The sequence below is a fragment of the Hephaestia caeni genome (assembly GCF_003550065.1).
GTDB classification, from domain to species: Bacteria; Pseudomonadota; Alphaproteobacteria; order Sphingomonadales; family Sphingomonadaceae; genus Sphingomonas; species Sphingomonas caeni_A.
The window spans coordinates 585,999-608,067 of record NZ_QXDC01000003.1; the positions used below are offsets into that span (position 1 = coordinate 585,999).

At 67.5% G+C, this 22,069-nt stretch carries 26 protein-coding genes; all 26 read right to left on the reverse strand.

Annotated features, from left to right (window positions below):
- Nucleotides 1-13 precede the first annotated feature (13 nt).
- The 26 genes from DFR49_RS11160 to DFR49_RS11285 all read right to left on the reverse strand — a co-directional run bounded on the left by DFR49_RS11160 (nt 14) and on the right by DFR49_RS11285 (nt 22,016).
- The gene (locus DFR49_RS11160; RefSeq protein WP_119035806.1) at nt 14-4,588 is read right to left on the reverse strand and encodes a carbohydrate binding domain-containing protein; all 4,575 of its coding nucleotides are present in this window, start codon (nt 4,586-4,588) and stop codon (nt 14-16) included.
- Nucleotides 4,585-7,818, reverse strand: a complete 3,234-nt coding sequence (locus DFR49_RS11165; protein ID WP_119035807.1) for a coiled-coil domain-containing protein — start codon at nt 7,816-7,818, stop codon at nt 4,585-4,587. Before DFR49_RS11165 ends, DFR49_RS11160 begins: the two co-directional genes overlap by 4 nt.
- A 4-nt stretch (nt 7,819-7,822) precedes the next feature.
- Entirely contained in the window at nt 7,823-8,101 is a 279-nt protein-coding gene (locus DFR49_RS11170; protein ID WP_119035808.1) for a DUF1799 domain-containing protein, read from the reverse strand.
- A gap of 77 nt (nt 8,102-8,178) precedes the next feature.
- Nucleotides 8,179-8,508, reverse strand: coding sequence for a hypothetical protein (locus DFR49_RS11175; protein WP_119035809.1), 330 nt, complete (start codon nt 8,506-8,508; stop codon nt 8,179-8,181).
- Nucleotides 8,509-8,524: 16 nt separating this feature from the next.
- Nucleotides 8,525-9,493, reverse strand: coding sequence for a hypothetical protein (locus DFR49_RS11180; protein WP_119035810.1), 969 nt, complete (start codon nt 9,491-9,493; stop codon nt 8,525-8,527).
- 1 nt (nt 9,494) lies between these two features.
- The gene (locus DFR49_RS11185) at nt 9,495-9,683 is read right to left on the reverse strand and encodes a hypothetical protein (protein ID WP_119035811.1); all 189 of its coding nucleotides are present in this window, start codon (nt 9,681-9,683) and stop codon (nt 9,495-9,497) included.
- Entirely contained in the window at nt 9,680-10,120 is a 441-nt protein-coding gene (locus DFR49_RS11190) for a phage tail terminator protein (RefSeq protein ID WP_119035812.1), read from the reverse strand. The genes DFR49_RS11185 and DFR49_RS11190 overlap by 4 nt, the downstream gene beginning before the upstream one ends.
- The gene (locus tag DFR49_RS11195) at nt 10,120-10,548 is read right to left on the reverse strand and encodes a gp436 family protein (RefSeq protein ID WP_119035813.1); all 429 of its coding nucleotides are present in this window, start codon (nt 10,546-10,548) and stop codon (nt 10,120-10,122) included. The genes DFR49_RS11190 and DFR49_RS11195 overlap by 1 nt, the downstream gene beginning before the upstream one ends.
- Complete coding sequence (locus tag DFR49_RS11200) at nt 10,548-10,751, reverse strand: hypothetical protein (RefSeq protein ID WP_119035814.1); 204 nt, start codon at nt 10,749-10,751, stop codon at nt 10,548-10,550. The genes DFR49_RS11195 and DFR49_RS11200 overlap by 1 nt, the downstream gene beginning before the upstream one ends.
- Nucleotides 10,748-11,329: a hypothetical protein gene (locus tag DFR49_RS11205; RefSeq protein ID WP_119035815.1), complete on the reverse strand. Its 582-nt coding sequence runs from the start codon at nt 11,327-11,329 to the stop codon at nt 10,748-10,750. Before DFR49_RS11205 ends, DFR49_RS11200 begins: the two co-directional genes overlap by 4 nt.
- Before the next feature lie 15 nt (nt 11,330-11,344).
- Nucleotides 11,345-12,238: a Mu-like prophage major head subunit gpT family protein gene (locus tag DFR49_RS11210; protein ID WP_119035816.1), complete on the reverse strand. Its 894-nt coding sequence runs from the start codon at nt 12,236-12,238 to the stop codon at nt 11,345-11,347.
- Nucleotides 12,239-12,253: 15 nt separating this feature from the next.
- Nucleotides 12,254-12,709 (reverse strand): hypothetical protein, encoded by a 456-nt coding sequence (locus DFR49_RS11215; protein ID WP_119035817.1) that lies wholly within the window; start codon nt 12,707-12,709, stop codon nt 12,254-12,256.
- Nucleotides 12,709-13,776, reverse strand: a complete 1,068-nt coding sequence (locus DFR49_RS11220; protein ID WP_211325867.1) for a phage protease — start codon at nt 13,774-13,776, stop codon at nt 12,709-12,711. The genes DFR49_RS11215 and DFR49_RS11220 overlap by 1 nt, the downstream gene beginning before the upstream one ends.
- Before the next feature lie 125 nt (nt 13,777-13,901).
- Complete coding sequence (locus DFR49_RS11225; RefSeq protein WP_119035819.1) at nt 13,902-14,396, reverse strand: phage virion morphogenesis protein; 495 nt, start codon at nt 14,394-14,396, stop codon at nt 13,902-13,904.
- A gap of 132 nt (nt 14,397-14,528) precedes the next feature.
- Entirely contained in the window at nt 14,529-15,719 is a 1,191-nt protein-coding gene (locus tag DFR49_RS11230) for a phage head morphogenesis protein (protein ID WP_119036387.1), read from the reverse strand.
- A complete protein-coding gene (locus DFR49_RS11235) occupies nt 15,706-17,271 on the reverse strand; it encodes a DUF935 domain-containing protein (RefSeq protein WP_119035820.1) in 1,566 nt (521 codons plus the stop codon). Before DFR49_RS11235 ends, DFR49_RS11230 begins: the two co-directional genes overlap by 14 nt.
- A 139-nt stretch (nt 17,272-17,410) precedes the next feature.
- Nucleotides 17,411-18,784, reverse strand: a complete 1,374-nt coding sequence (locus tag DFR49_RS11240) for a terminase large subunit domain-containing protein (RefSeq protein ID WP_119035821.1) — start codon at nt 18,782-18,784, stop codon at nt 17,411-17,413.
- Nucleotides 18,781-19,041, reverse strand: a complete 261-nt coding sequence (locus DFR49_RS11245) for a hypothetical protein (RefSeq protein ID WP_147373680.1) — start codon at nt 19,039-19,041, stop codon at nt 18,781-18,783. The genes DFR49_RS11240 and DFR49_RS11245 overlap by 4 nt, the downstream gene beginning before the upstream one ends.
- Nucleotides 19,038-19,646, reverse strand: a complete 609-nt coding sequence (locus DFR49_RS11250) for a phage protein Gp27 family protein (protein ID WP_119035823.1) — start codon at nt 19,644-19,646, stop codon at nt 19,038-19,040. The genes DFR49_RS11245 and DFR49_RS11250 overlap by 4 nt, the downstream gene beginning before the upstream one ends.
- Nucleotides 19,647-19,649: 3 nt before the next feature.
- The gene (locus tag DFR49_RS11255; protein WP_119035824.1) at nt 19,650-19,946 is read right to left on the reverse strand and encodes a VpaChn25_0724 family phage protein; all 297 of its coding nucleotides are present in this window, start codon (nt 19,944-19,946) and stop codon (nt 19,650-19,652) included.
- The gene (locus DFR49_RS11260) at nt 19,943-20,302 is read right to left on the reverse strand and encodes a DUF2730 family protein (RefSeq protein WP_119035825.1); all 360 of its coding nucleotides are present in this window, start codon (nt 20,300-20,302) and stop codon (nt 19,943-19,945) included. Before DFR49_RS11260 ends, DFR49_RS11255 begins: the two co-directional genes overlap by 4 nt.
- Entirely contained in the window at nt 20,302-20,523 is a 222-nt protein-coding gene (locus DFR49_RS11265) for a TraR/DksA C4-type zinc finger protein (RefSeq protein WP_211325868.1), read from the reverse strand. The genes DFR49_RS11260 and DFR49_RS11265 overlap by 1 nt, the downstream gene beginning before the upstream one ends.
- On the reverse strand, nt 20,520-21,041 hold the full coding sequence (locus tag DFR49_RS11270) for a hypothetical protein (RefSeq protein ID WP_119035826.1): 522 nt from the start codon (nt 21,039-21,041) through the stop codon (nt 20,520-20,522). The genes DFR49_RS11265 and DFR49_RS11270 overlap by 4 nt, the downstream gene beginning before the upstream one ends.
- On the reverse strand, nt 21,038-21,265 hold the full coding sequence (locus DFR49_RS11275; protein WP_119035827.1) for a hypothetical protein: 228 nt from the start codon (nt 21,263-21,265) through the stop codon (nt 21,038-21,040). Before DFR49_RS11275 ends, DFR49_RS11270 begins: the two co-directional genes overlap by 4 nt.
- The gene (locus tag DFR49_RS11280) at nt 21,262-21,471 is read right to left on the reverse strand and encodes a hypothetical protein (RefSeq protein WP_119035828.1); all 210 of its coding nucleotides are present in this window, start codon (nt 21,469-21,471) and stop codon (nt 21,262-21,264) included. The genes DFR49_RS11275 and DFR49_RS11280 overlap by 4 nt, the downstream gene beginning before the upstream one ends.
- A complete protein-coding gene (locus DFR49_RS11285; protein ID WP_119035829.1) occupies nt 21,471-22,016 on the reverse strand; it encodes a glycoside hydrolase family 108 protein in 546 nt (181 codons plus the stop codon). The genes DFR49_RS11280 and DFR49_RS11285 overlap by 1 nt, the downstream gene beginning before the upstream one ends.
- Nucleotides 22,017-22,069: the final 53 nt, after the last annotated feature.

Below are 22,069 nucleotides of genomic sequence, written 5' to 3' on the forward strand. Positions count from 1 at the left end.
CATGCTCCGTTGATTAAGTGACCCGCCAAAGCAGGTTGTTGCCGCTGCTCAGGGCCGAGCCGGAGGCACCGAACCTCTGGATATTGACCATGATCGCGCAGGCTTTGACGCTCGAAAGGCCGGTGGGCACCGAGACGTCGAGCGCCACGGCTGTCGGGCTGCCGCCGGTGCCCCCGGTGATCGAGATCGGATCACCGATATCGATCGTCGACATGCCGGCGCGCGCGAGCTGGAACTGGAGACTGCCGCCCGATGGGGCCGATGCCTCGACGTTGATCGTGCCGGTGATATGCAGCGTGCCTGCGCTCAGGGCCGGCGAGGCCACCGCGGCGGGCGTGTTGCTGTTAGTGAGCGCGGAATAGCTGATCACGCCCGACCGCTGCGCACCGTCGCCGCTCCCGCCGCCGGTGCCCACCTCGGCCGCGCCGTAATAGACCTTGCCATCGGTCGCGATCGCCCAGATGCTGTTGGCGATGGTCTCCGAGCCGACCGCGACCGACTTGAGCCCGTACCACTGCACGAGATTGGCGGCCGACCCGAATTTCGGCCCCCAGGCAAGCCGATACGATCCGGCAACCACCCGCCAGACACCGCCCGCAAAGCTGGTCCCATCGCCCGATCCGCCGTCGATCTCGAACACGTCCGTGAGATAGATGATTTTCGACGTCACCCCGTCATTGGTCGAAACCCTGCCGGAGACCTTGCCGTTGACGTCGATCTTGAGCCCGACAACCGCCTTAGCGATCCCATTGGCTTCGGCTGCAACGGCGTCGGTGGCGGTAATATTCGCCTCGGCCGTTCCCATTCGCGCGTTGAGCGCTGTGACGGTGGACGCGTTGGCCTTGCCGGTCGTGAGCGAGGCGATCGCCCCGGTGTTGGTCGCAACACTGGCCGACAGATCGTCGATCTGGCCCGCCTTGATCTCTGCGTCCGAGGCTGCCCGGATACCGCACCGATACCAGTTCACCGTTTTGGCCGTGACGGTGCCGAACCCGGTCCAGCCGCTGCACATAAACAGCTTGCCCGCGACCGCCGACGCGAGCGTCACGTCGGCGCGGGCTCGGATGCGATAGGTCTTGCCCGCCGGCCCCGACGATCCGATCACATCCGTGAACTTGCACAAGATGCGCTGCGTCTGCGAACCGTCCGCATTACGCACATCAAGAATGAAACCGGTGCCGCTCAGATCGCCCGCAGTCGGCTCGACGTCGGCCTCGAAAACATAGGTTCCTGGCCCCATTGAGGCGAGGCCGGAGCCCGCAGGCGCATCCTGAGCGATGCCGCCGTTTCCGCCCGCCTCGACCACCTGTTGCACCGCGTAAGGGCTGTTGCGCCCGGTGACGCGGGTGACGACGCCGACCCATGCACCCCATCCGGCCGGGCGGGCGGCACCGTCCGGCCAATCGGCGAACACCGAATTGAGCGCGAGCGATCCGGTACTGGCGTTGGCGGAAACGACGGCGAAGGTCTTCGCGGCTGAAGCCTCCGCGGTGGCGATCGCCGCTTTGTTGGTCGAGACATCCGCCGAGGTGGCGGCATCGCCCTTGTACCCAACGGTGAGCAGCATATCCGCATGAGCCGATGCCGCATCATCATTCGCAGCAGCCGCACGACTGGTCGCGACATCCGCGCTTTGTTCGGCGCGCTTGCTCTCAGTGATGTCTTCGATGCGGAGGGCCGCCCAATAGGCGAGCATGTTGTCCACACCGTTCGACCCTGCCGCAAAGAGCCAGGGGCGGAGACTCACCGTGTCGGACGTGACGGCGAAGGTCTTGTCGAAATACTGCCAACCGCTGTGTGGATTGGCTACGATTGCCCGATAAGAATACGACGCCGCGCCGCTGGATAGCGTTGCGAGCAGACCCAGACTGACCGCAACGTCGCCCGCACTCTGAACCCAGCCGGTCACCCTGAATGTCTTGCCGTTGAAATTACCGTAACGAAGTGGCTCTTCGAGCGTGTCTCTGGCAGTGGTCTTGAGCGCCTTGGTAAGGCCCGCCGACGCCAAGCCGCTGACCGCAACGACGGTTGATCCGCTACCCCAATTTCCGCGCGAACCGTCCTCGAAATCGCCATGTTGAATAAGATTGCCAGATGCACCCGACGCAGCCGCAGCCGCCGACTGTGACGACAAGTTCGAATACGCCAGCGCCTGGTTCTTGAACCCTAGCGTATTGCTCTCGCTGATCGCGATCCGGCCCTCGGCCGCCGATACCTCGCCTGCCTTGGTGTTGACCGTGTTGGTATTGGTGGTGACCGACGCGGCCTTTGTCGTCACGTCGTCCTGGATCAAGGTGACGACCGACAGGCTCGATGCCGCTGCGTCGGCTGCATCCTCGGCCGCTGCCCGCTCGGTGATATCTACTATCTCGCCGCTGATCCACCGGCCTGCGTTGCCAGCCGCAGAAGTAGCCGGGACACGGAGCAGCAAGCGCAGATACGCACCGCCCGAGGCAATGACTGTATCGCCATCGACCTCTAGGGTCAGCGTCTGCGCGTTACCCGTGGCGGTGATCGTCTGTGATGTAGCAGGCGAGCCGCTGATATAGCTGTAATCACTCGTCAATTGGACGCCAAAAAGCTGGATATTCAGTGGGGCGGTGATGGATTGAGCATAGAAGCGGGCTGTCAGCCGATAGCGGTGACCCGGCTGCACGGTCATGACGCCGATTTGAGCAATATCGATCGTGGCGCCGCTCGTCGTGAAGCGGGCGACCCGGCCATAGCTTGCGTTCACAACAAAACTTACGGTCGCGTCGGACGGCCCAATTGGGGTCCGCGTCTCGGGCGCGCCTATATAACTTCTCGACCAGAATGTGCCGTCCTGCTCGAAATCGCTGGGAAGCAAGCTCGCAGCCGTCCGGTTGGCCGCCGCCGCCGAATCAACCGACAGCGTCTTCGCCGCTTCGGCCGCCGCCTTGAGCCCATCGACCGTGACGACTGACGCGGCGGCGTGGTCTTCGGAGATCGAGGCGTTGCCAGCCGCCAGTTCGCTGGCCTCCTTGGCGATGACCGAGCCGTCCTCGGCGGCCTCTGCCAGCGCGAGGATCGCGTCCGCATCCTCCTTGGCTTGCAGCGCGAGCGCCGCACTGGTGGCCGCGTTGTCGGTGTGATCGAATACCTCGAATAGCTCGGTGATATCGCTTTGCGCGGTGTCGATCGCGCCGGTGACATCGATCGCGGGGCGGCCGGCCACATTGGTGGTGTCCGCCGCCGTGCCCTTGCTGGTCTCGATATCCTCGTCGGTGTACGTGCCGCCGCCCGGCTTGGTCAGGTTGCCGGGCGTTTCGGCGTCGCCGACCGTGGCGCCGACCGTGGCGCCATCCTCGATCCCGCCTAGCTTCTCCGCCGCGCCCGGATCGAGTTCGGCAAGCTCGTCCGCCGTGGCGCCAGCGCCCAGGCCGACCACATCGTCGACCAGCACGGCACCGGCGATATCGCCGCGCGACATGACGTGACGATTTTGGCGATAGCCGACCCGACGCCGGCCGGATGGTTTGAAAACATTGGTCCGGCGGACGCGCTCGCTGCGCACTGAGGCGACGCTCGCCCCCCATGCGATGGGGCGGATCACGATCGCGCCGGCGTCGTCGAGCAACCAGAGTAGCGAGACGCCGCCCAGCAGTTCGTCGAGCGCCGCTGCCGCCGCCACATTCTCGTCGTCCGCGAACCAGCCCGCCGCGTCTGGCCGATCCGCAACGGCGGCCGCCACCGTACCCGTCGCAAAGCTGATCGCCGATCGCGCCGCCACGATCCGCATGGCGATCTCGGCGGCCGTCTCCACATAACCGTCCGCGATCTCGCCCCGAATATCGGCGCAAAGGGCGCCGGCGGGTACCGTCCACCATTTGACGCACGCGATCGAGGGCGCCACGACGCCGCCGCCCTCAGGCGCCTCGGCCGCTTGCAGCGCAGCGAACGTCGCCGCCGCCGAACCCTGCCAGTCGAGCACAACGAGTTCAGCCGCCGCCGCGCCCTTGTCGCGCACCGCGTCGATCGCTTTCCACGGTCGCAGCGGGTCACCGAAGCAATAGATGTTGTTCGGCGCATCGATCGCGTCGCCGAGCACGTTGAAGCAGCGCCCCCAACCCCGCCGCTTGATCGCACCTTCCCACTCGGCTGGCCCTTCGAGGCCGCCCGTGCCCGCGAATCGGTCATCGAGGAGCGGCCGCTTGAGATCGGCAGCCGGATCAGCGAGCGCGATCTTGATCACGCCGCCTTCGACGACCAGACCAAGGACACGGCCCGCCTGTGCGACAGGCGGCAAGCCGCCGTCTGCCGGCTCCGGCCCGACGCGTACGGTGATGGTTGCATCCGGCCAGTAATAGGCGGCCATGTCGTCGAGCACCGCGCCGGCGGCGGGCATCCAGTGCAATTCGCCGGCGGCTGCAACGCCGCTCGCGATCGCCACGCCGTCGAAGCTGAAGCCGGCGACGATCGTCGGCAGTGCGACGATCCCGGCCAGCCAGTGCTCGCCGCCATAATAATATGGCCGCGCGTCGCCACCGCCCGCGAGCCGCACCGTCAGGGCGCCACCATCGGCGACGCGGCGCGGCTGCGCCTCGATCAGGATCACCGGCGCGCTCATTGTGTGGTTCGTGCGAGTTGCGAGAGATCAAATGCCGATTGACTATTCAACGACGCCAACCGGCCCAGCAGCGCATTGTTCGCATCAAGCGCCGCGATCATCCGCGCGTTCTGCGCGTTGTTTTCGTCAAGCGCGGCATTGGTCGTCGCCAGCGCCGGGTCGCTCGTCTTCTCGGCCGCCGCAACCTGTTCGTTCGCCTTCGCGATCGCCGCGCGCGCCTGGTCGAGGATCGCGTTGCGGTCGGCCGCAAAGCCGCCCGTCGTCCCATAGGCTTGCTTCGAGACTTGATTGAACTGTTCGAGCAGGCCGGCGAGCGTGTCCCCCGCGCCCTCGACGCCGCTGTCGAGATCGGCCTGCGCCTTTCCGATCTGATCGAGGAGCGCCTGCCGGTGCTCGACGGCCGAGCCCTCGAACAGCGACCCCGCCGTCATCGAATCGACCAGTCGCTGGAGCGAGCCCACCTGCTGATCGACGAACTGCTTTTGCAGATCGAGCCGTTCCTTGTTGTTCAGCTCCTCGATTTTGACAACGTCGAAGCCATAGGCGCGCGCGATCCGCAGCCGCTCCTTCGCCTGGGCCTCGAAGTCCTTGAACGCCTTCGCCATCTCGCCGCCGATGCCGCCGATCGCGGTCTCGACCTCCTGGACCTTGAGCGCCTCCTGCAACGCCCGGTCGATATCGGTGGAGGATTTGAGCGCCTTTTGAACCGCCGCTGAGAGGCCCGTCACGGCGCCATCCTTGATCGCGTCCATGATCGCGTAATTCAGCGCCGCTTGCTGGCTATCGAACGCCAGCACTGGCCCGCCGGCGATGCCGCCGGCGCCGGTGGGATCGACCCGGTAGACGCCTGCCTTGTGGCCGGGACGGTAGCCGACCGAGACTCTGGCGCTACCGAGCGAACCGCCCAACTGCTTGACGATCGAATTGAGCGTGTCGGCGACGTCCTGGCCGAACTGTTGCGCCGCCTGTTTGGCCTCGCTGCCCTTGCCCGAGACCGCGCCGATCCGCGCCACACCACCATCGAACGTCAGCGCGGTCGATCCGTTCTTTTCCTTCTTGAACAGCCCGCCGACGACACCGCCGAGCAGCCCGCCGGCGATCGACCCGATCGGGCCGGCGAGGCTCCCCAGCGTCGAACTCAGCAGCTTCTCGGCCGCAAAGCCGCCCAGCGCCCCGCCGATCGCGCCGCCGGTGCCGCTGCCGGTCACAGAGCCCGCGATATAACCCATGCCGGCGTTGCGCAGCAGGCCGGCGAACGATCCGTTCTGGCCGAACACGCTCTGCATCGATCGGTCGAACTCGCTGCCGACCTCCTTGCCCACCGATTTGCCGATCACGTCGGCCGTCGTCTGCGTCGTGGTGTCGTTGCCCGTCGTCGGCGCGGCGGCGGCCTTGCCGCGCCCCAGCAACAGGCCGAGCGCGCCGCCGGTCTGGCCGCGCCCGGCCGACGTGCCCAACATCGCCGCCAGCGGCCCCGTGCCCAGCAGGCTCGCCTCCAGCGTCGCGGAGGCGATCGATTGCGCGAGCCGCTTGATCGTCCGCCCCGCGCTCTCGCCGCCGACGATGATGTCGTCGAGCGCCCCCACCGCCGCCCGGCCAAGGTCGTACTGCGCGCGCGCCGCCTCGCGGGTCCGCTCCGCGAGATCGTCCATCGCCGCGTTTGCGGCCACGGCCTTGCGAAGGTCGGCTTCAGCCTGGCCGCGCTCGGCCTCGGGCAGTGCAGCAAGCTCCTTGCGGTGCTTGATCATTTCGGCCTGCACCGGATCGAGCGCCTGGCGCACCGCCAGTTCGGTGTTGAGGCTCTCGATCAGTCCGTCGATCGCCGCACGCGCACGATCGAGTTCCTGTTCTTCTTGGGTTGCCTGCTTGCCAAGATCACCGATATCGATCTTGCCGCCGAAATAGGCGCGGCGGGCCTGTCCGCTCCAGTCATCGGCGGTCTTTCCGTCGATCTTACCCGCCGCTTCCAGGTTGGCGATATCCTCCAGCTCTTTCCGGTACGCGCGCGCGGCGGCAGCGACCGGATCGTATTTCTTCTCCAGTGCCACGAGATCACCCGCGAGCGCGCGGGCGTCCTTTGCGGCTTCACGCGTGGCGGCACCGCTCGCACGCCGCGCGCCCGTCGCGGCGCGCTCGGCATCGCGAGCGCTCGTGACGGCCTTTTCGGCATCCCCAACCCGCCGTGAATATTCAGCCTCCGAGATCGCGCCCGAATCGAGCGCGGCCTTTGACTGAATGCGGGTGACCGTCAGTTGCGCCTGCGCGCGTTCCACCGTGCCGGTGCTGGCGGCCAGCTTGGCCTGCGCGTCGAGCAGCGCGGTATTCGCTTCGGCGGTGATGCCGAGCAGCTTTTTCTGCGCATCCGTCGCGGTGCCGGTGAGCAGGGCGATATTGGCGCGCGTTTTCTCGGCCGCCTGCGCGCCCTGGACCGTGCCGCTCGCCAGCTCGACGATATGCTCAGCGACCTTCTTTACGGCGGGATCGGCATCGCCGATTTTCTTGACCGCCACACCGAACGCGTTGGCGTTGATCGTACCACGACGATATTGCTCGGCGAGCGCCTTGATCTGGCGCTCGCTTTCGGTGTCCGTCCTCGTTGCCGTATTGCCGGGCGCGAAAAGGTTGCTGGAAAACTCGCCGCGCCCAGCCGTGCGTCCATACGCAATCAGCGCGCCGCGGCTGCGCACATAATCTGCGCGCTGCTGGTCGAGAAGATTGGCCTGCCGCTGCGCTTCCGCCAGCGCGACGACCGCCGCGACCTGGTTGCGGATTTTGCCCGTGGTTTTGTCGAGAATATCACCGAGCGCGCGCTGCCGCTCGCCCATATCCTCGGCGGCATCGCCACCGGACAGTAATTTGGTGACCAGCACACCGAGCAGCGACATCGCCCCCGTGATCGCTATCGTCAGCCCGAAGCTCATCGCTCCGCTGAGCAATTGCGTGCCCAGCGTGAGCCCGGCGACCGCCTGCGTCGTCTTGGCGCCCTGTTGCGACAGGATATCCAGACCGTTCCCGCCCGTGGCCGCGCCAGCCGCGGCGTCAACCAGCGCGCCGCCAAGTTCCTTCGCGCCCTTGCTCAGCCCCTCCGTCGAGGTGGCGGCCGCGTCCTGCGTCCGCGACAGGTTGTCGGTCGACGCGCCCGTCTCCCGGATCGCCCTGTCGAGATCGTCGAGCGCGCGCTGCGCGCCCTCGGTGTCGCCGGTGATGATGAGCGAGGTCTGGAGCGTCATCGCGTCAACCCCGCACGCCGTTCAAGGCGCCGCGCGCCGCGGCCTCCATCAACTGCAACCCGCTCCATTGCGCGGGCGTGAGCGTCCGCCCTGCGAAGTTCAGCCCGGCAGCAACCGCGGTATAGTCGAGCCCGGCCCAATAGACCGCGCCCGACGCCAGCGGCACCGTGCGCCACTGCGTATCGATTGAGAGGAACGCCTCCACGACAGGCCAGTTTTCGGGCCATATGCCGAACTCCTCCGCGCCGACGTCGCTCAGCGCCGCCACGATCTCTTCCGACATGCCCCAGCGCCGGGCATCTTCGGCGGCTTCGCCCAGGTCCGCCGCGCCGCCCGTCGCCCAGGCCCGCGCGGCGGCGGTCAGTTTCCCGGCCGCGCCTTGTTGATCGCCTCGAAATAGCCATTGGAGATCGCGCGGCGGGCCCAGGGCAACGTGAGCAGGCGGTCACGCAGCTCGATCGAAAAGGGGATCGGTTTCTTGTCGGCGCCCGCGATATCGTCGAGGCGGTGGATCGCGCGGCGCAGGAAATCGGTCGAGCCCGCCACCGTCCCGAGGTCGAATTCGTCGATCTCGTCGGGGACGATGACGTTGTAGGTGACGTCGAACGTCTCCTCGCGATAGCCGCCGTCGATCGGCACCATCGCGGTGACGGTGTGCTTGAAGGTCGGATTGTCGGCGACGATGAACATGCGTGCGTCCTTCAGGTCAGGTGAGCGTGATCAGCCACTGGTCGTCGCCTTCGTCGGGCGTCGGCACGAACTGGAGCGGCCATTCGAGGATGTTCTGGTTCTGCTCGTAGCCGGTGAGCCGCTGCTGGACGGCCGTCGGGAATTCGAGCTTGACCTTGCGGCCCGCGATCGTGCCGTGCTCCAGCACCACCGCCTTCGCGGTCTGCGTATTGGCGAGCGCGAACGGGTTGTAGGTGGTCAGCGGCACCGCATCGACGCGTGCCGAAAGCTGCTCGGCTTTATCGACGATCAGGATCGCCTCGGTGCCGATCAACAGCCGCGGCTGGACATCGCACCCGAGGTTGAACGTCAATTCGCGCAGCGTAAACGGGTCGCCGCCGATCGTGAACACCGGCGTGTTCGCCTTCGACGCGACCTGCGGCTTCTGGAATTTCGACAAATCGGGCACGATCCGCACGCCCTCGGCGGGCTGGGTCCACAGCCCCGTCAACGTGACGCGCGCCGACGGCAGACCCTGCGCCGTCACCGTTGCCACCGCCGTGCCGCGCGCGCCGAGCAGCACATGCTTGGTGTTGCCGATGAAGAAGTAGATCGAGACCGATTCGTGATCGTCGGAAACCGGCGAATATTCGACCTTGCCGTCTTTCGCCCCGGCCTCCGTCTCCTCGGTCAGCACCTCGGCCACGCCGCACGCGCGGAGCAGCGCCCCCCAGGGCGGCGGCTCACCTGCGTTCGAGGCGCCCCCGCCGACCAGCTCGATCGAGCCGGTGAGCACCGCGCGCAGCGCCGAAGGGAAGCGCTCGTTCGCGCCCATGAAGGCGCGCTCGACATTGCGCTCGACGTCATCGCCTTCCATCGGTTGGAGTTGGACGTCGGTCAGCAGCATCGCATCGGCGGCGCCGGTCGGCGCCGCGTCGGTGGCATAGGTCGTCTCGATCTTGGCGGCGATGATCTTCGAGCGCCATTTGATGGGTGCAATCGCCATGTCAGCCCTCCTGCTTGATCAGCTTGCCGCCGCGCCGCAGCCAGCGGCCGCCGCCCGGCGGGCGTATCCCCTCTACGGCGACGGGCGGGGCGTCGGCCGGCGGCGTCTCCGTCGTCTCGATCGCATCCGCCGCGGCCGTCTCGGCCTCGGCCATCTCGGCTTCCGGCGTTGCGTCCTTGATCTTCTTCATGGCGTGATCCTCAGTTGATCCTCGATCGCGAAATCGAGCTGGTAGGTGAGCGTGCCGGCGGAGAGGCTGAGCAGTTCGCCGCGCGAGAGCGTGAACACGCCGATCGTGTCGTCGTCGGGCGTCCAGCCGGCGATTCCGCCGACCACCGCGTCGATCAGCGGGTCGAGCGTCGCGAGCCCGGCCGCGCCGGTCGCGTCGCCCGCCGCGCGCACCGCGAGCAGCACGCCGACGACATGGCTGACGCTCTGCCGATACAGCCCCGTAACCGCGTCGGCCGCACCGCCCTGCAACCCCAGCGGCAGCACGAACGCCGCCGGCGTCACCTGCGGCAACTGGTTGCGCTGCATCACCTCGGAGAGCTTGGCGGCGCTGTGGACCCGCCCCGCCAGCACCGGCGCCGCCAACGCGACGCGGTCCATGACCGCCCCGATCTGCATCAGATATAGCCTTTGAGCGTCTGCTCGGTCAGCGGCCGCTCGCGGTCGTTGGTCACCACGCCGCTATTGCCCGACGCCGCCGGCTCCAGCCCAGCGACATTCAGACGGATCGTGCCCGCCGCGATGTCGCGCAGGCTCTTGAGCGCCAGCTCGTAATCCTTCTCGATCTTGGGATCGGGCGCGAAGGTGTGCAGCTTGTAGATCGCGATCGTCAGCGCGAGATCGGTCAGCAGGTCGGGCGTCTCGGCGAGCGGCAGCACGTAACGGCCTGCGAGATAGCCGTCGATCATCGCATCGGTGTCCGCCAGCGCTCGTGTCACCACGCTCGCATCGATCGCGCCCGCCGGCGGGCTGGCGCGATCGGTGAGCTGGACGAGCATCTGTTCGCCGAAACGCTCCGAAAGCTGGTCGAGCGTGGCGTAGGCCATCAATGCGACCCTTCCGACATCCACGCGAACAGCAGCGCGGCGACAAACAGGAAGCCGAGCACGCCGATGGCCAATGGCCCCGCGAACAGCGCGACCGCGATCGCCCACCACGGCAGCACGCCGGCGGCGACGAACGCCCCGCAGACCGCCGCCGAGACGAGCGAGATGATGACGATGATCAGGGCGGGGCCGTTGTCGCTCACGCTTCGGGCTCCGTCCCCGCCTCGCCGACGATCGCCCAGGACAATTCGGGGTCGGCGTCGATCGCGCGCAGCCCCTCTTCGCCCAGATCGGCGAGCGAGACCCGCACCGGCTCCGCCCCGAACGACCGCCCCGCCCGACGCCGGCCGCGGCGCGGGCCGGTCACCTCGACGATCAGGCTCGCCGCGGCGTCGTGGTCGAAGATCGCGTCGATGGGTGCGCGCACCGGCGGGCGGGTGCGGGAGGTGTCGGCGGACGGCTCAACCGCCGACACCCCCACGCTGGCGGCGGATACAGTACCCTCCGCCGCCGCCGGGGCGACGGCCGCCGCCCCGGTGTCATTCCCAGCCGCCGCGTCGGGCACGCCCCCAGCGGCCGATGCGGTGCCTTCGGCCGCATCCGCCGGATCGAGCGCGGCCGCCGCAGCGCTTCCGGCCTGTTGCGACACGATAGAGACGCCACTGGTCACAACCGTCGTGTCGGAAACCGACGCCGAGAGCGCGGCGTGACTGGTCGCGACCCCCGTATCCCCCGATTTGGCGGCCCCACCGGCGTTGCTCGATTGCTTGCGCTTCGTCATGTTCCGGTCCTCCGATCAAGCGAGCCAGGGAACGATGAGCAGCTCGGCCGTCCCGCGCCACACATTGGTCGCGCCGGCCGCGTCGCGCTCGGCGTTGAGCAGTTCGAGCCCCGCGCCTTCGAGGCTCGGCGGCACGATCAGCGTCTTGCCCGAGAGGCCGAGCGGGCGGCCGTAATCGCCCTTCATCCCCGCCAGCCCGGCGCGCGCCTTCTTGTAATTGTCGGCGTTGAGCGTCTGCTTCGAGCCCCAGGCGAACTGCCAGAAACCGAACCCGACATTGGCGCGGGCATCGACGCCGTAGACGTTCTCGTTCTGATCGAAGACGTTGTCGTCGGTGTCCTTGTCCTTGGCCACGAACTTGAAGTCGCGGCGCTTCTGCAAGATCACCGGCTTGAGCACCTGGCTGTCGTCGACCAGATACCAGGCCGTGCCCGCTCCCCCATCGGTATTGGCGACCGACGTTTCCTTGCCGTCGGCATCGAGCACCGGATGGTCGGTGTCGAAATAGCTCTGGCCGTCGTAGCACGCGGTCGAGAAGCCGAGAGGCAACATCCCCCAGCACAGCGTATCCCAGAAGCTACCGGAAGATTGACCCATCTGCTCGAACATCGGTGCGTAGAGCCCGATATTGTCGGTCTCGATGTCGTCGCGATTGACCGCGATCGTCATCTCCCACGGCTCTTCCTTGATCGAATAATCGTGTTCCTGCAGGTTCTGGACGGCGCGCGGGCCGACCCATTTGCGGACGTTGGGCATCTTGCCCAACCACCCGTATTTCTGCTCACGCGTGGTCGCCGGCACCGTGGTCGCGATCCGCTGATATTGCGGCTTCGCCATCCCGAGCCCTTTGGAATAGCTCGTGTTGAAGCCGGTCCGCACCGCGTCCAGATTGGCCCTGTTGATGATCATCGAAATCGTCCTTTCTTAAGCGGCGGGCTTGGCGGCGGCGTCGGCCCACGCCTTGAGCATCGCCTCGTCGAAGCGCACCCAGACGCCCTGATCGTCGATCATCTCGACGAACCCGGCCGGCGAGCGAGCGGCGCTGCCATCGGTCTTGGCGACGGTGTGATCGTCGACCGCGAAGCAGACCTCACCGATCTCGGCGATCGTGATCGCGTCGGTGCTGCTCGAATTGTCGAACCGGAACGTGCCGCTGCGATAATCGAGTGCCACGTCGCCGGCCGAGCCGTCGTTGACGACGCGTGCCTCAGCACGGCCGACCCCGGTCAACCCGGTCGCGGTCGCGCCCTTGACGAGGTAGCCGGCGGCGTTGCGCATCACGAGCGCGCCGGCATAAATCGTGGTGCTGGCGGCAACGCCGCCATTGCGGACATCGCCCTGCGCGCGCGGCGTGTTGCGGTCCCCGGTGAGCGCGGCCATCAGAGCGCCTCCTCTTGATCGGCGCCGGTCGCGGCGCGGGTTTTGCGGTATTCCTCGGGATCGAGACCCATCAGCGCGATGACGCTGGCGTCGGCCTCGCCGAGATCGGCCTTCGCGCCGCCTTTCGGCGGCTCGCCCACGATCCGCGCGCCCTTGATCACCGGCATCGCCCCGATCATCTTCTCGGTGCGCGTCGCGTCTTCCATGTGCATTGCGATGTAATCGTCGCGCAGCGGCTTCACGCCGACGCGGCCGGCAGCGATCGCGTCATCGACGAACCGCGTCGCGGCCGTGCGCGCACCGTCCTCGGTGAGCGCGTTGAGCTTGGTCGTAAGCGCGCCGATCTCGGATTGCAGCGCGACTACGGCGTCGCTTTCGGCGACGTGCTTCGGCTTGGCGGCAAGCGCCTCGACGCTGACCAGCACGGCGGCCGCATCGGCAGTCTCGGCCAGCCCGGCCGCCTTGGCGATCGGTGCGAGCGCCGATTGCAGCGCGGTAGCGGCATCGCCCGCGCCGGGCTTCGCCTTGACGGCCGCGATGATCGCGTCGTCGTCGGCAGTGCTGTCGAGGCCCAGCGCCTCGATCAGCCTGGCTTTGAGGTCCATCAGATTTTCCTCCTGGTGCAGGGCGACGAGCCCCTTGAGATTCGGCGTGTTGGTGAGGCTGGCGCGCAGGATGCGGGTGATCACGCCGTCCTTGCGGTAGGCGATCACCGGACTGACGCCGCGATAGGCTTTATCCTCGGCGAGCTTGCGGCCGGCGCCGGTCCACTCGACCCGCCCCCAGATGCCGCCGGCCCGCTGTTGCAATTCGACGATCCAGCCACGCGCCGGCGCCGCGCCGCCGTTGGGCGCGGCGAGATCGGTCGCGTGATTTTCGTCGAGCACGATCTTTTCGCCTGCCGGCAGCGATGCGGCCATCAGCGCCGAGGCGTCGGGCACGCGATATGGGCCGCGCCCGTCGATCGTCGCGACGGCGCCGGCGGGGAGCAGATGCAGCCACTCGGGCGCCGAATCGCCATCGGCGATCGGCTGTGCAGCGCAAAGAGCAAGGGATGGCGCGGTCATGCCAACCATCTGCCCGCTCAGGCGTCAGGAAAACATGCCCGCCACGGCGGGCAGGAATACAGGTCGAGCCGCGCCCGCGGCGGCGACACTGCCACCGCGCGCCGCCGAAATCAAAGCCGATCAGATCAGCCGCCGTCGAGCGCCGGCGCGATCGCCTCGTCGACAATGTCGAGAATGTTGCGTTCATCGGTCTCGGACAGGCCGAGCCAGACGCGCGCCGGGATATTCCCCCACGGGATCGGCCGGCCGGCGCCATCGCTGCCGAACGCGCCCTTGGCCGCGCCGCCCTGCATCACGCCCGAATAGATCAGGTTCGAGCCGACCTCGACCGCCGCCTTCGTCGCCTGCGCGTGGATCTCGGTCGACAACCGCCGCGACGGGCCGATCAGAGGTTTCGGCCGATCGCCATCGCCCATCCGACGATAGTGTTCGAGCGTCGTCGGGCTCTTCGGCGCCCATTTGCTGCCGTCGGGCGCCTCGCTCGCCGCGAAGCGATCCTTGGTCGCGCCGACCAGATATTCGCCGATATCGGTAAAGACCGGCTCCATGTCGTCGAGCGTCGCTTGCGCCTGGCGCAGCGCCTCGGCGATCGGGCGGTCGTTGAAAATCACGCGAAACATCGCTATCTCCTCTTCAACGGCAGGCGCGACACGGTGATATTCTCTCGGCCGTAGCACGATCGTCTCGATCGGAGCGCCATGCGGGGTTTCCGGGCAACCGGGTGAGAGGCCCCGCCGCCTGCCGACCCAGCCTCACGTCGCAGTCCGATCGCCCTTGCCCAGCAACCGCGCGAGTTCGCGGTCGCGCCGCGCTTCGTCCCGGCTCAGACGCCGGAAACTCGTGACGAACAACCCCAGCTTCGTCTTTGTCGTCTTGACTACCAGCACATGGCCGCCGGCCGCATCGTCCAGAACCTCGCGAATGTAGATCAGGCTGTCGCCGTCGCGGATAGGTGCGTGCGTCGCCGCGCTCACCACCTGTTGCGCGGACCGGTATTCGGCGATCGTCAGCTCGGGGTGCTTCAGGTGTTGCTTCGCCACTGTCGCGGCGGAGATGTCGGCAACCGTTCGCTTGGCGCCAATCAGCGCCGCATCTTCCTCGGGGACCCGGACGAGCGGCCACGATCCCTCCGGGTCTTCCATCCACCGCGCGAACCCATCGCCCAGCCAGTCCTGGATAACCGCGATCGACAATTGGGGCGGCAGTTCGTCGAGCTTACCGCGCAGCGCGCGCACGGTGGAGACGACGCTCGCGCCGGGCGCATAGCCCCAGCCCTTGCCGATACCCTTGGGCTCGCCCGTCTTGGGATCAGCCCGGTCCCAATCGGGCGGCAGCTTCTTGTCGGGATCGCCGCCCAGCCGCCGCGCGGCGCGCATCGACCGCGCGCCGAGCACGTAACACGAGCATCCCCAATCCGAGGGCGGGTAGAATTTGCGCCAAAACGGGTGATCGGGCGGCAGGACGATACCGTCGAACACATGAAGGTGGATGTGGCGGGGATGCACCGACCCGCCGTGACGGTAGACCCAAAGCGGGAAGTCACCATCTTCGAGCTGGACGCGCCGGCCGGCCGAATAGCTCGTCGACGCGTTGGTGCGATAGATCGTCCGCGTGCGCCAGGCGCGTCCGCCCTTGCTATCCTCGCCGGTCCAGCCGTGCCAGCCGTGCCGCTCAACGATTGCCCGGAATTCCTTTCGGAACGCGCCCAGGCTTTTGCCTTCCGCAATCGATCCATCGACCGCACCGGCGAGATCGGCGAGCAGGTCCGCCTTTTGCGCACCGGCCACCATGAACGCGCTGTCATGCGCTTCGGCGGTGATGTCATCCCACCTCTCGGTCGGCACGAGGCGACCGAGCTTCTGGCGGAAGAACGCGATCTGCTCCGGAAACGGCTTTCGAAAGACGCCTGAAACACCGCTCGGCGGCCCCTCAGGCACGATCATCCACCACACCAGCGCGGCCGGCCGCGTGCGCGGCCGTCATGCCCAGCGCGATCTTGCCGGCGATCGCGCTGGTATCGAGGTCGGGATAGGCCGCGCGCAGCATCTCGCCGAACTCGCCGAGATCGGCTGCCGCCGCCATCATCGCCTCGATCTGGCCCAGCAGCGCGCCCATGTCGCCGCGCGTCTCCTCGACGAGCCGATCGCCGATCGCATCGGCGGGCGTCGGCGCTGCCGCCGGCGCCTCGCTTTCGCGCCGCTGAAGCGCCACCCCGGACGACACCCGAGCCGCCTCCGGCGCCGGCGCCGGCGCCGCGAGCAGCTCGGCGCCCTCGTCGGGGTCGCTCAATCCGAACTTGTCGCGGATCTCGCTCTGCTGAACGCGCAGGCCGATCGGCACGAGCTTGGCGAGCGAATCCGCCAGTCCGGTGAGGTCTTCCTGCTTGGGCCGCGCGATGCGCAGCCGCGGATAGCGCTTCTGCGGCCCGCGATCCAGATCGACCCACGGCCGCACCAGATCGCGGTTGAGCGTCGCGGCGAGCGCCTTGCAGTCGGCGGTTTCGATATCCTCCTGCACCTGCCGGTGCTCGCGGCTGACCGCGTGCCCGCCCGAGATCGCGTCGGTCGTCGTCGTCTGGCCGAGCACTGCCTTCGACATCTGGCGGTCGAGCCAGTCCGCGCGCTTCTCGTAGAGCCCCGCGCCCGATCCGATATTCTCCGCCGAAATGAACTCGATCTCCATTTCTGCCGGGATGATCGCCGCGCAGTCGCCGGCGATGTTGGCGACGGCGCGGAACAGCGTCTTCTTGTCCTCGTCGCTGGCGCCCGAATGGAATTTGCCGACGCGCACCGGCTGGCCGTACGTCTGCGTGAAGATCGCCCAATCACGCAGGGTGAACGCCTTGAACATCCAGCCCCAGGCGGCGAGCCGCGCCAGCCCGCTGCGCACCGGCAGGCCGGACTTCGCCTTGGCGATATGATGGATGAACTTGAACGGCTCCAGCGGCGTGTCGACGCCGCTCCCATCCTCGCCGCCGCGCAGCATCGGCGTGCGCAGGTCGGTGCGGTCGGGGACGAACCAGCGCGGGTCGCGCCATTCGAGCCGATCGGGCCGCCACTGGCCCGCGCTCGTGTCCCAGACGATCTCGGTGAAGCTCTCGCCCTTGCCGATCGCGTCGAGCATGTCGAACACTTCGTCGGCCAGCTCGTCCCGCGTCAGCCAGTCGCGCACCATGTCGGCGAGATCGACGTCGGCCGCGTCGTCGCTTGCCGCATCGACGGTGATGTCGATCTGCGCGACCGAGCGCTTGCGCGTCGACAGCACCGCCAGATAATGCGGGTCGCGTTCCTCGATCTGCTCGGCCAGCTCGTAATAGCGCAGCGGGTCGCCGGCGTCGGCCTCGCGCAGGATATTGGCCAGCCGCACCGGGTTGAGCCCGTCGCCCGGATAGCCGCCGAGCGGCGAGCGCACGCCGCCGATCGTCGGCGTCGCGACCTCGCGCGTCAGCGCCTCCCTGCGGATCGGCCGCCCGTATTGATCCACCAACCCCGTCATCGCACCCGACCCTTCAATCCAGACATGCCCGTAAGAGGGCGTGAGAGGCCCCTTGTGGCGCCGATCGCCGCGAGCGGCGCCCACGACACCCCTTCGCCGCCCCATCGCGCTCCTGACGCGTTATTTCGGATCGTCGCGATCACCACCGCGCGCCCCTGATCCCGGCCCCCAGCGGCGGCCGCCACCAGCCGCGCTCATCGTCGTCGTCATCGGGGTCGTTGAAGTCGTCGCGATCGCGGCGGCCGGCGGGCTCGTAGCCGTACACCGGGATCGTCCCGTCGGCGGCGTGGATGCCGAGAAACGCCGCCCAGGTGCGATCGGCGTGATCGTCGTCGCGCTCCGCGACGAAGCGCGGCGCCCCGGTCGCCGACGCCACCCTGCGCAGCTTGTGGAGATCGGCGCGCAGCTTGGCGTCGCCCTCGCTGATCCGCACCCGGCGTCCTTCGAAGAAATCCTTGCCGCGCGTTGCCATCACCAGCTTGCTCGGCCCGGTGAACAGCACGCCCTCGATTCGGCTGCCATATCGGCGCTGCGCGTCCTCGACGACCTTTTCGCCCATGCCGGTTTGGTCGATGCAGGCGCGGCCGACGCGATAGCGCAGCATCACCTCGTCGAACGCCGCATCCATATCCGCGAAGCTCGCGCGCTTCTGCTCGATCCGCTCCCGCTCCCACAACACGTCGCCGATCTGCTCCCACACCCAGATCACATGCAGATCGTTGCGCCGGCCGATATCGCGGCCGACGAAGCACACGCCGCCCTGATAGGCGTCAGGCTCGCCGGCCGTCGCCTCCTCGCAACTCATGATCAGCTCGTAGGACAGCCACGCGCTCGCCTCGTCCAGCCACTTGAGTTCGAACTCCTGGCTCCACAGATCCTCGTCGGCCATGCCGGCGCGAAGCTGGTCGATATCGCGCGGCAGGCCGTCGCGCACCGCCTGATAGATATCGACGATGTGGCGCGACCAGGTTGTGTCGTCGGCCGTCATGATCTCGTAGAATTTGTTCCCCTTGCCTTTGGGCGTCGAGGTGACGCGCAAGTCCCACCCTTTCGAGATCACGGGGAACAGCGCGCCCCATATCTCGCGGCTGTCTTTGTGGATCGCGAACTCGTCGAGAAACACGTTGCGCGAAAAACCGCGCGCGGTGTCGGGGTTGGCGGGCAACGCCGTCACCTTCGATCCGTGCGGAAACGTCACTTCCTGCGCGCGGTAGACGAACCCGTCCGGGCTCTCCCAATCGTATTCCTCGGCCTCGAACCCCATCGCATAGGCTTTCGCGTGGAGCTTGATCCCTTCGTTCATCGCTTCGGCCGCCTGCCGCGCCCCGCGCGACAGGATCACCCACGGCTCGCGGCGGGCCTGCGTGGCGGCCTCGACACAGCGATCGACGATCTCCAGCGTCGTCGTGAACGTCTTGCCGGTCTGGCGCGCGAACATCCCGGCCTTGAACCGGCTGCGGTCGAGAAACCACCGCCGCTGATAGCCGTAGAGCGGAACAGCGGGGCCGGTCATTTCCCCACCGTCATTCTGGACGAAGCGCAGCGACTGGTGAGCGAGCCTTTCGCGTTCAGTCGCATCTCGACACGCCAGCCATTGGCGTAATCGGCGCGCACGCGGCGCGGCCTGTCCGCCGCGTCGAACCAGCCGATCACCGATTCGGGCGCCGCGCCGCCGGCAACCGGGAAGACGTCGTGTAGCACCTCGGCCAGTTCGACGGGATCGAGCGCGGCGCGGCGCAAGCTGGGCGAGCGTTTTGGTTTCCGCTTCACCGTTCGAAAATCCCGTAGACATCCTCGCGGATCGCCTTGAGCACCGCCTTCGGATCAGCAAGCGTATGATCACCCGCGAGCTTGTCACCAGCCGCATCGATCGCGCGATCGACCTTCGCCTTGACCTGATCTTCGAGCCGCTTGCGATGATCAGCCGACACCTTCTGCGCGGTCACCGCCGATGCGACCGCGCGCGACAGCTCCATCACTTCCTTTGATCCCACCCCCATCTCATCGGTCGAAAGACCGCGTTCGAGCAGCCGGAAAGCCGCGAGCTTCACCATCTCGGCCACCGCCACCGTCACCTGATCGGGGCCGTCCGTGCCGAGCGACTGGACGAGTTCGTCGCTGATTCGACGTACTTCATCGAGCTGGCGAAACTGGATCGCCTTGCGCACCGCGTATCGCGACCAGGCCGACTTCGAGATCGAGCCGATCCCGCGATCCGCGAGCCGAGCATTGAACTCGGCGAGGATCGCGTTGAGCGGCATCTTGCGCTCGCGCAGCGCGGCGAGCGCCCAGACGACATCGGGCTCGGCCTCGTCGGGCAAGAGGTCGATCGACGACAGCCGGCCCCGGCCTTCGCGACGGTCGGCGTCGCCCATCGCTCAATCCTCGTCCGAAGGCCGCGACACGCCCTCGACGATCGCGCGGCGCTCGACATGCGCGCGACCGAGCTTGGTCAGCGCGGCGACGATGACTGTCCCGGCCTCGCTGACGTTCACCGCGCCGAGTTGGTCGAGCATGCGAAGCTGCGTCGCCACCCACTCGCGCGTGCGGCCGATCCCGAACACGTCGAGCACGCGCATCAGCGCGATCTCGTTCATCCGGCCGTCGACTTGCCGCGCCAACTCTTTCAGGATGATCAGGCGCGCGTCCTCGGCGATCCTGTCGTCGTAATTCATGCCTTCGTCTCTCTAAGGTAGTCTTCGATCCGCCTGACGGTGCGCGCCACGGAGGTGATCTCCGCGTCGAACGTGCCCATCTGACCCTTCATTTCGGCCATCGCGATCCGCAGGTCGGCGACGTCATCTTTGCTCGGAAGGTGCGGCAGCGCGTCCTCGATGCGCTGAACGCGGCTGTCGAGCGCATCGATGTCGTCGCCGACTTCGGTCAGCGCGCCGTTCGTCTCAGCGCGCTGATCTTTTAGCTTGTGCGCCAGCTCGCGCCCGCTCTTGCTGAACCAGACGTAGACCGTGTTGCCGATCGACAGGATCAGCGCGATCGCGCCGAGCCAGCGCGTGATGCTGTCCGCGTCCATTACCACCCCCTCATCGCGCGTACCTCGCGGCGCCGCTCGCACTCGACGCACCGGATCGCTGATGTCAGCGCCGCGCGCCTCGCCGGCTCGATCCCGTCGCCGCAATTCAGGCAATGCGCTCGCCCGGTGCGCGCGATCCGGCGCCGCACCCGCTCCACGCCGGCGTCGCGCTCTTCCTCGATGCGCACCGCCATGTTCTCGATGAGTCGTTCGCCGTTCACGGCGCGGCCTCATTGCCGATGTCGACGCGCGCTTGCGCCTCGACCCAGTTGATCAGTTCGTCGAGCTGGATGGCCTGCTCGGTCGCGACAAGCGCGTCGTCGAGCCCGAGGCCGGCGGCAGGAAGTCGATCTTCGCAGGCCGCTTCATCAGCGCCGCCGGCGGCTGCGCCGGCGGCGGGCACTGGCGCGTCTGCGCGATCGCCGGCACGGGCTTCGGCGTCGCGGCGCAGGCGCTCAGCGCGAGCGCGCACATCGGCAATGCGAGCTTCGTAATCATCGGTGATTTCCTTCGAGATGCGATTCTGTTCGGCGTCGACCCGCTGCCGGTTCGCCGCATCCTTGCGCGACGCCTCGGTCGCCGCCGCCCAATAGGAGGCCACCGTCTGCTGATGCGCGGCACGTTCGTCGGCGAGGTCCTGGGTGCGATCGGCGAGCGTCCCGCGCGTGACGAACAGCGCGATCGCCAGCGCCGCGATCGGCGCCGCCCACCAATAGCGAAGCAGGAGCGCCCAGGTCATTGCCCGCCGCCCTCCTGTTTCTGCCGGAAGTGTATCCAACCTGCCGCCGCCGCGAAGATCGCCGCGCACCCGCCGCCGACCCCCACCGGATCGAACTCGCCGCGCGCCGATAACTGCCAGAACACCCCGCCCCAGAAGGCGAGCACCGATATCGCCGACATGGTCCGCGCGATATCGAGCGAGACGTTGCCCCGCGTGAAGAGCAGGTCTTTCAGCAGCTTCATTGTACCGTCCGCTCGCGGATCAGACGCGTTTCCAGAATGTCGAATGCTCGCTGCCGCCGCGCTACCAGCTCGGCGCCGGCACCGGCTGCAAGCGAAGCAATTGCTTCGGAGCGCATCGCCATAGGATGAGGGAGAGCCGCCCTCATCCTTGCGCGGCGCACCGCGATCTCGATCTCGATCGAGATATCGTCGAGCAGCACCGACATCACGCGCCGCCCACCCTGTTCGCGAGCCAGCCGTAAACGAATGCTTCATTCGCCGCCCGCCGCTCGGCGATCTCGATGTAGCGCGCGCCCTGGAGCGCATCGACCGCGCGCAGCAGCACCGTCTCGCCGGCCGCCCCACGCGCCTTGCGATAGGCGTCGAGCGCGGCGAGCGTCATCGCGCCGATCGCGCCGTCCGCCGCGATGTCGGGATAATCGACCGCGCCCCGGTTGAGCGCGTTCAGCGCGCGCTGCAGGAATGTGGCGGCGACCGCCGGCCCCATGTTCACGCCGGTATCGAACAGCTCTTCGGCAAGACGGGGATAGCGCTGTCCGACCTGATCGAATCGCGGGCCAGACCAATAGCGCTTGCGATAAATATCTTCGGCCCTGCCCCGCGGCAGCGCCTTCATCGAACCGGCATAGCCATAGGCGCGGGCGACCTGCTCGGTGACACCCCAATTCGTCGGCCCGCCTTTGTCGGCGGGATGATCGACATAGCCGCCTTCGCGCTTGATCAGGTCGTTGATGAGGCGGTCGATATCCATGCGACTCCTGCTTCGAAAAATGGCCGGCGACATGCCGCCGCCGGCCAGGCATC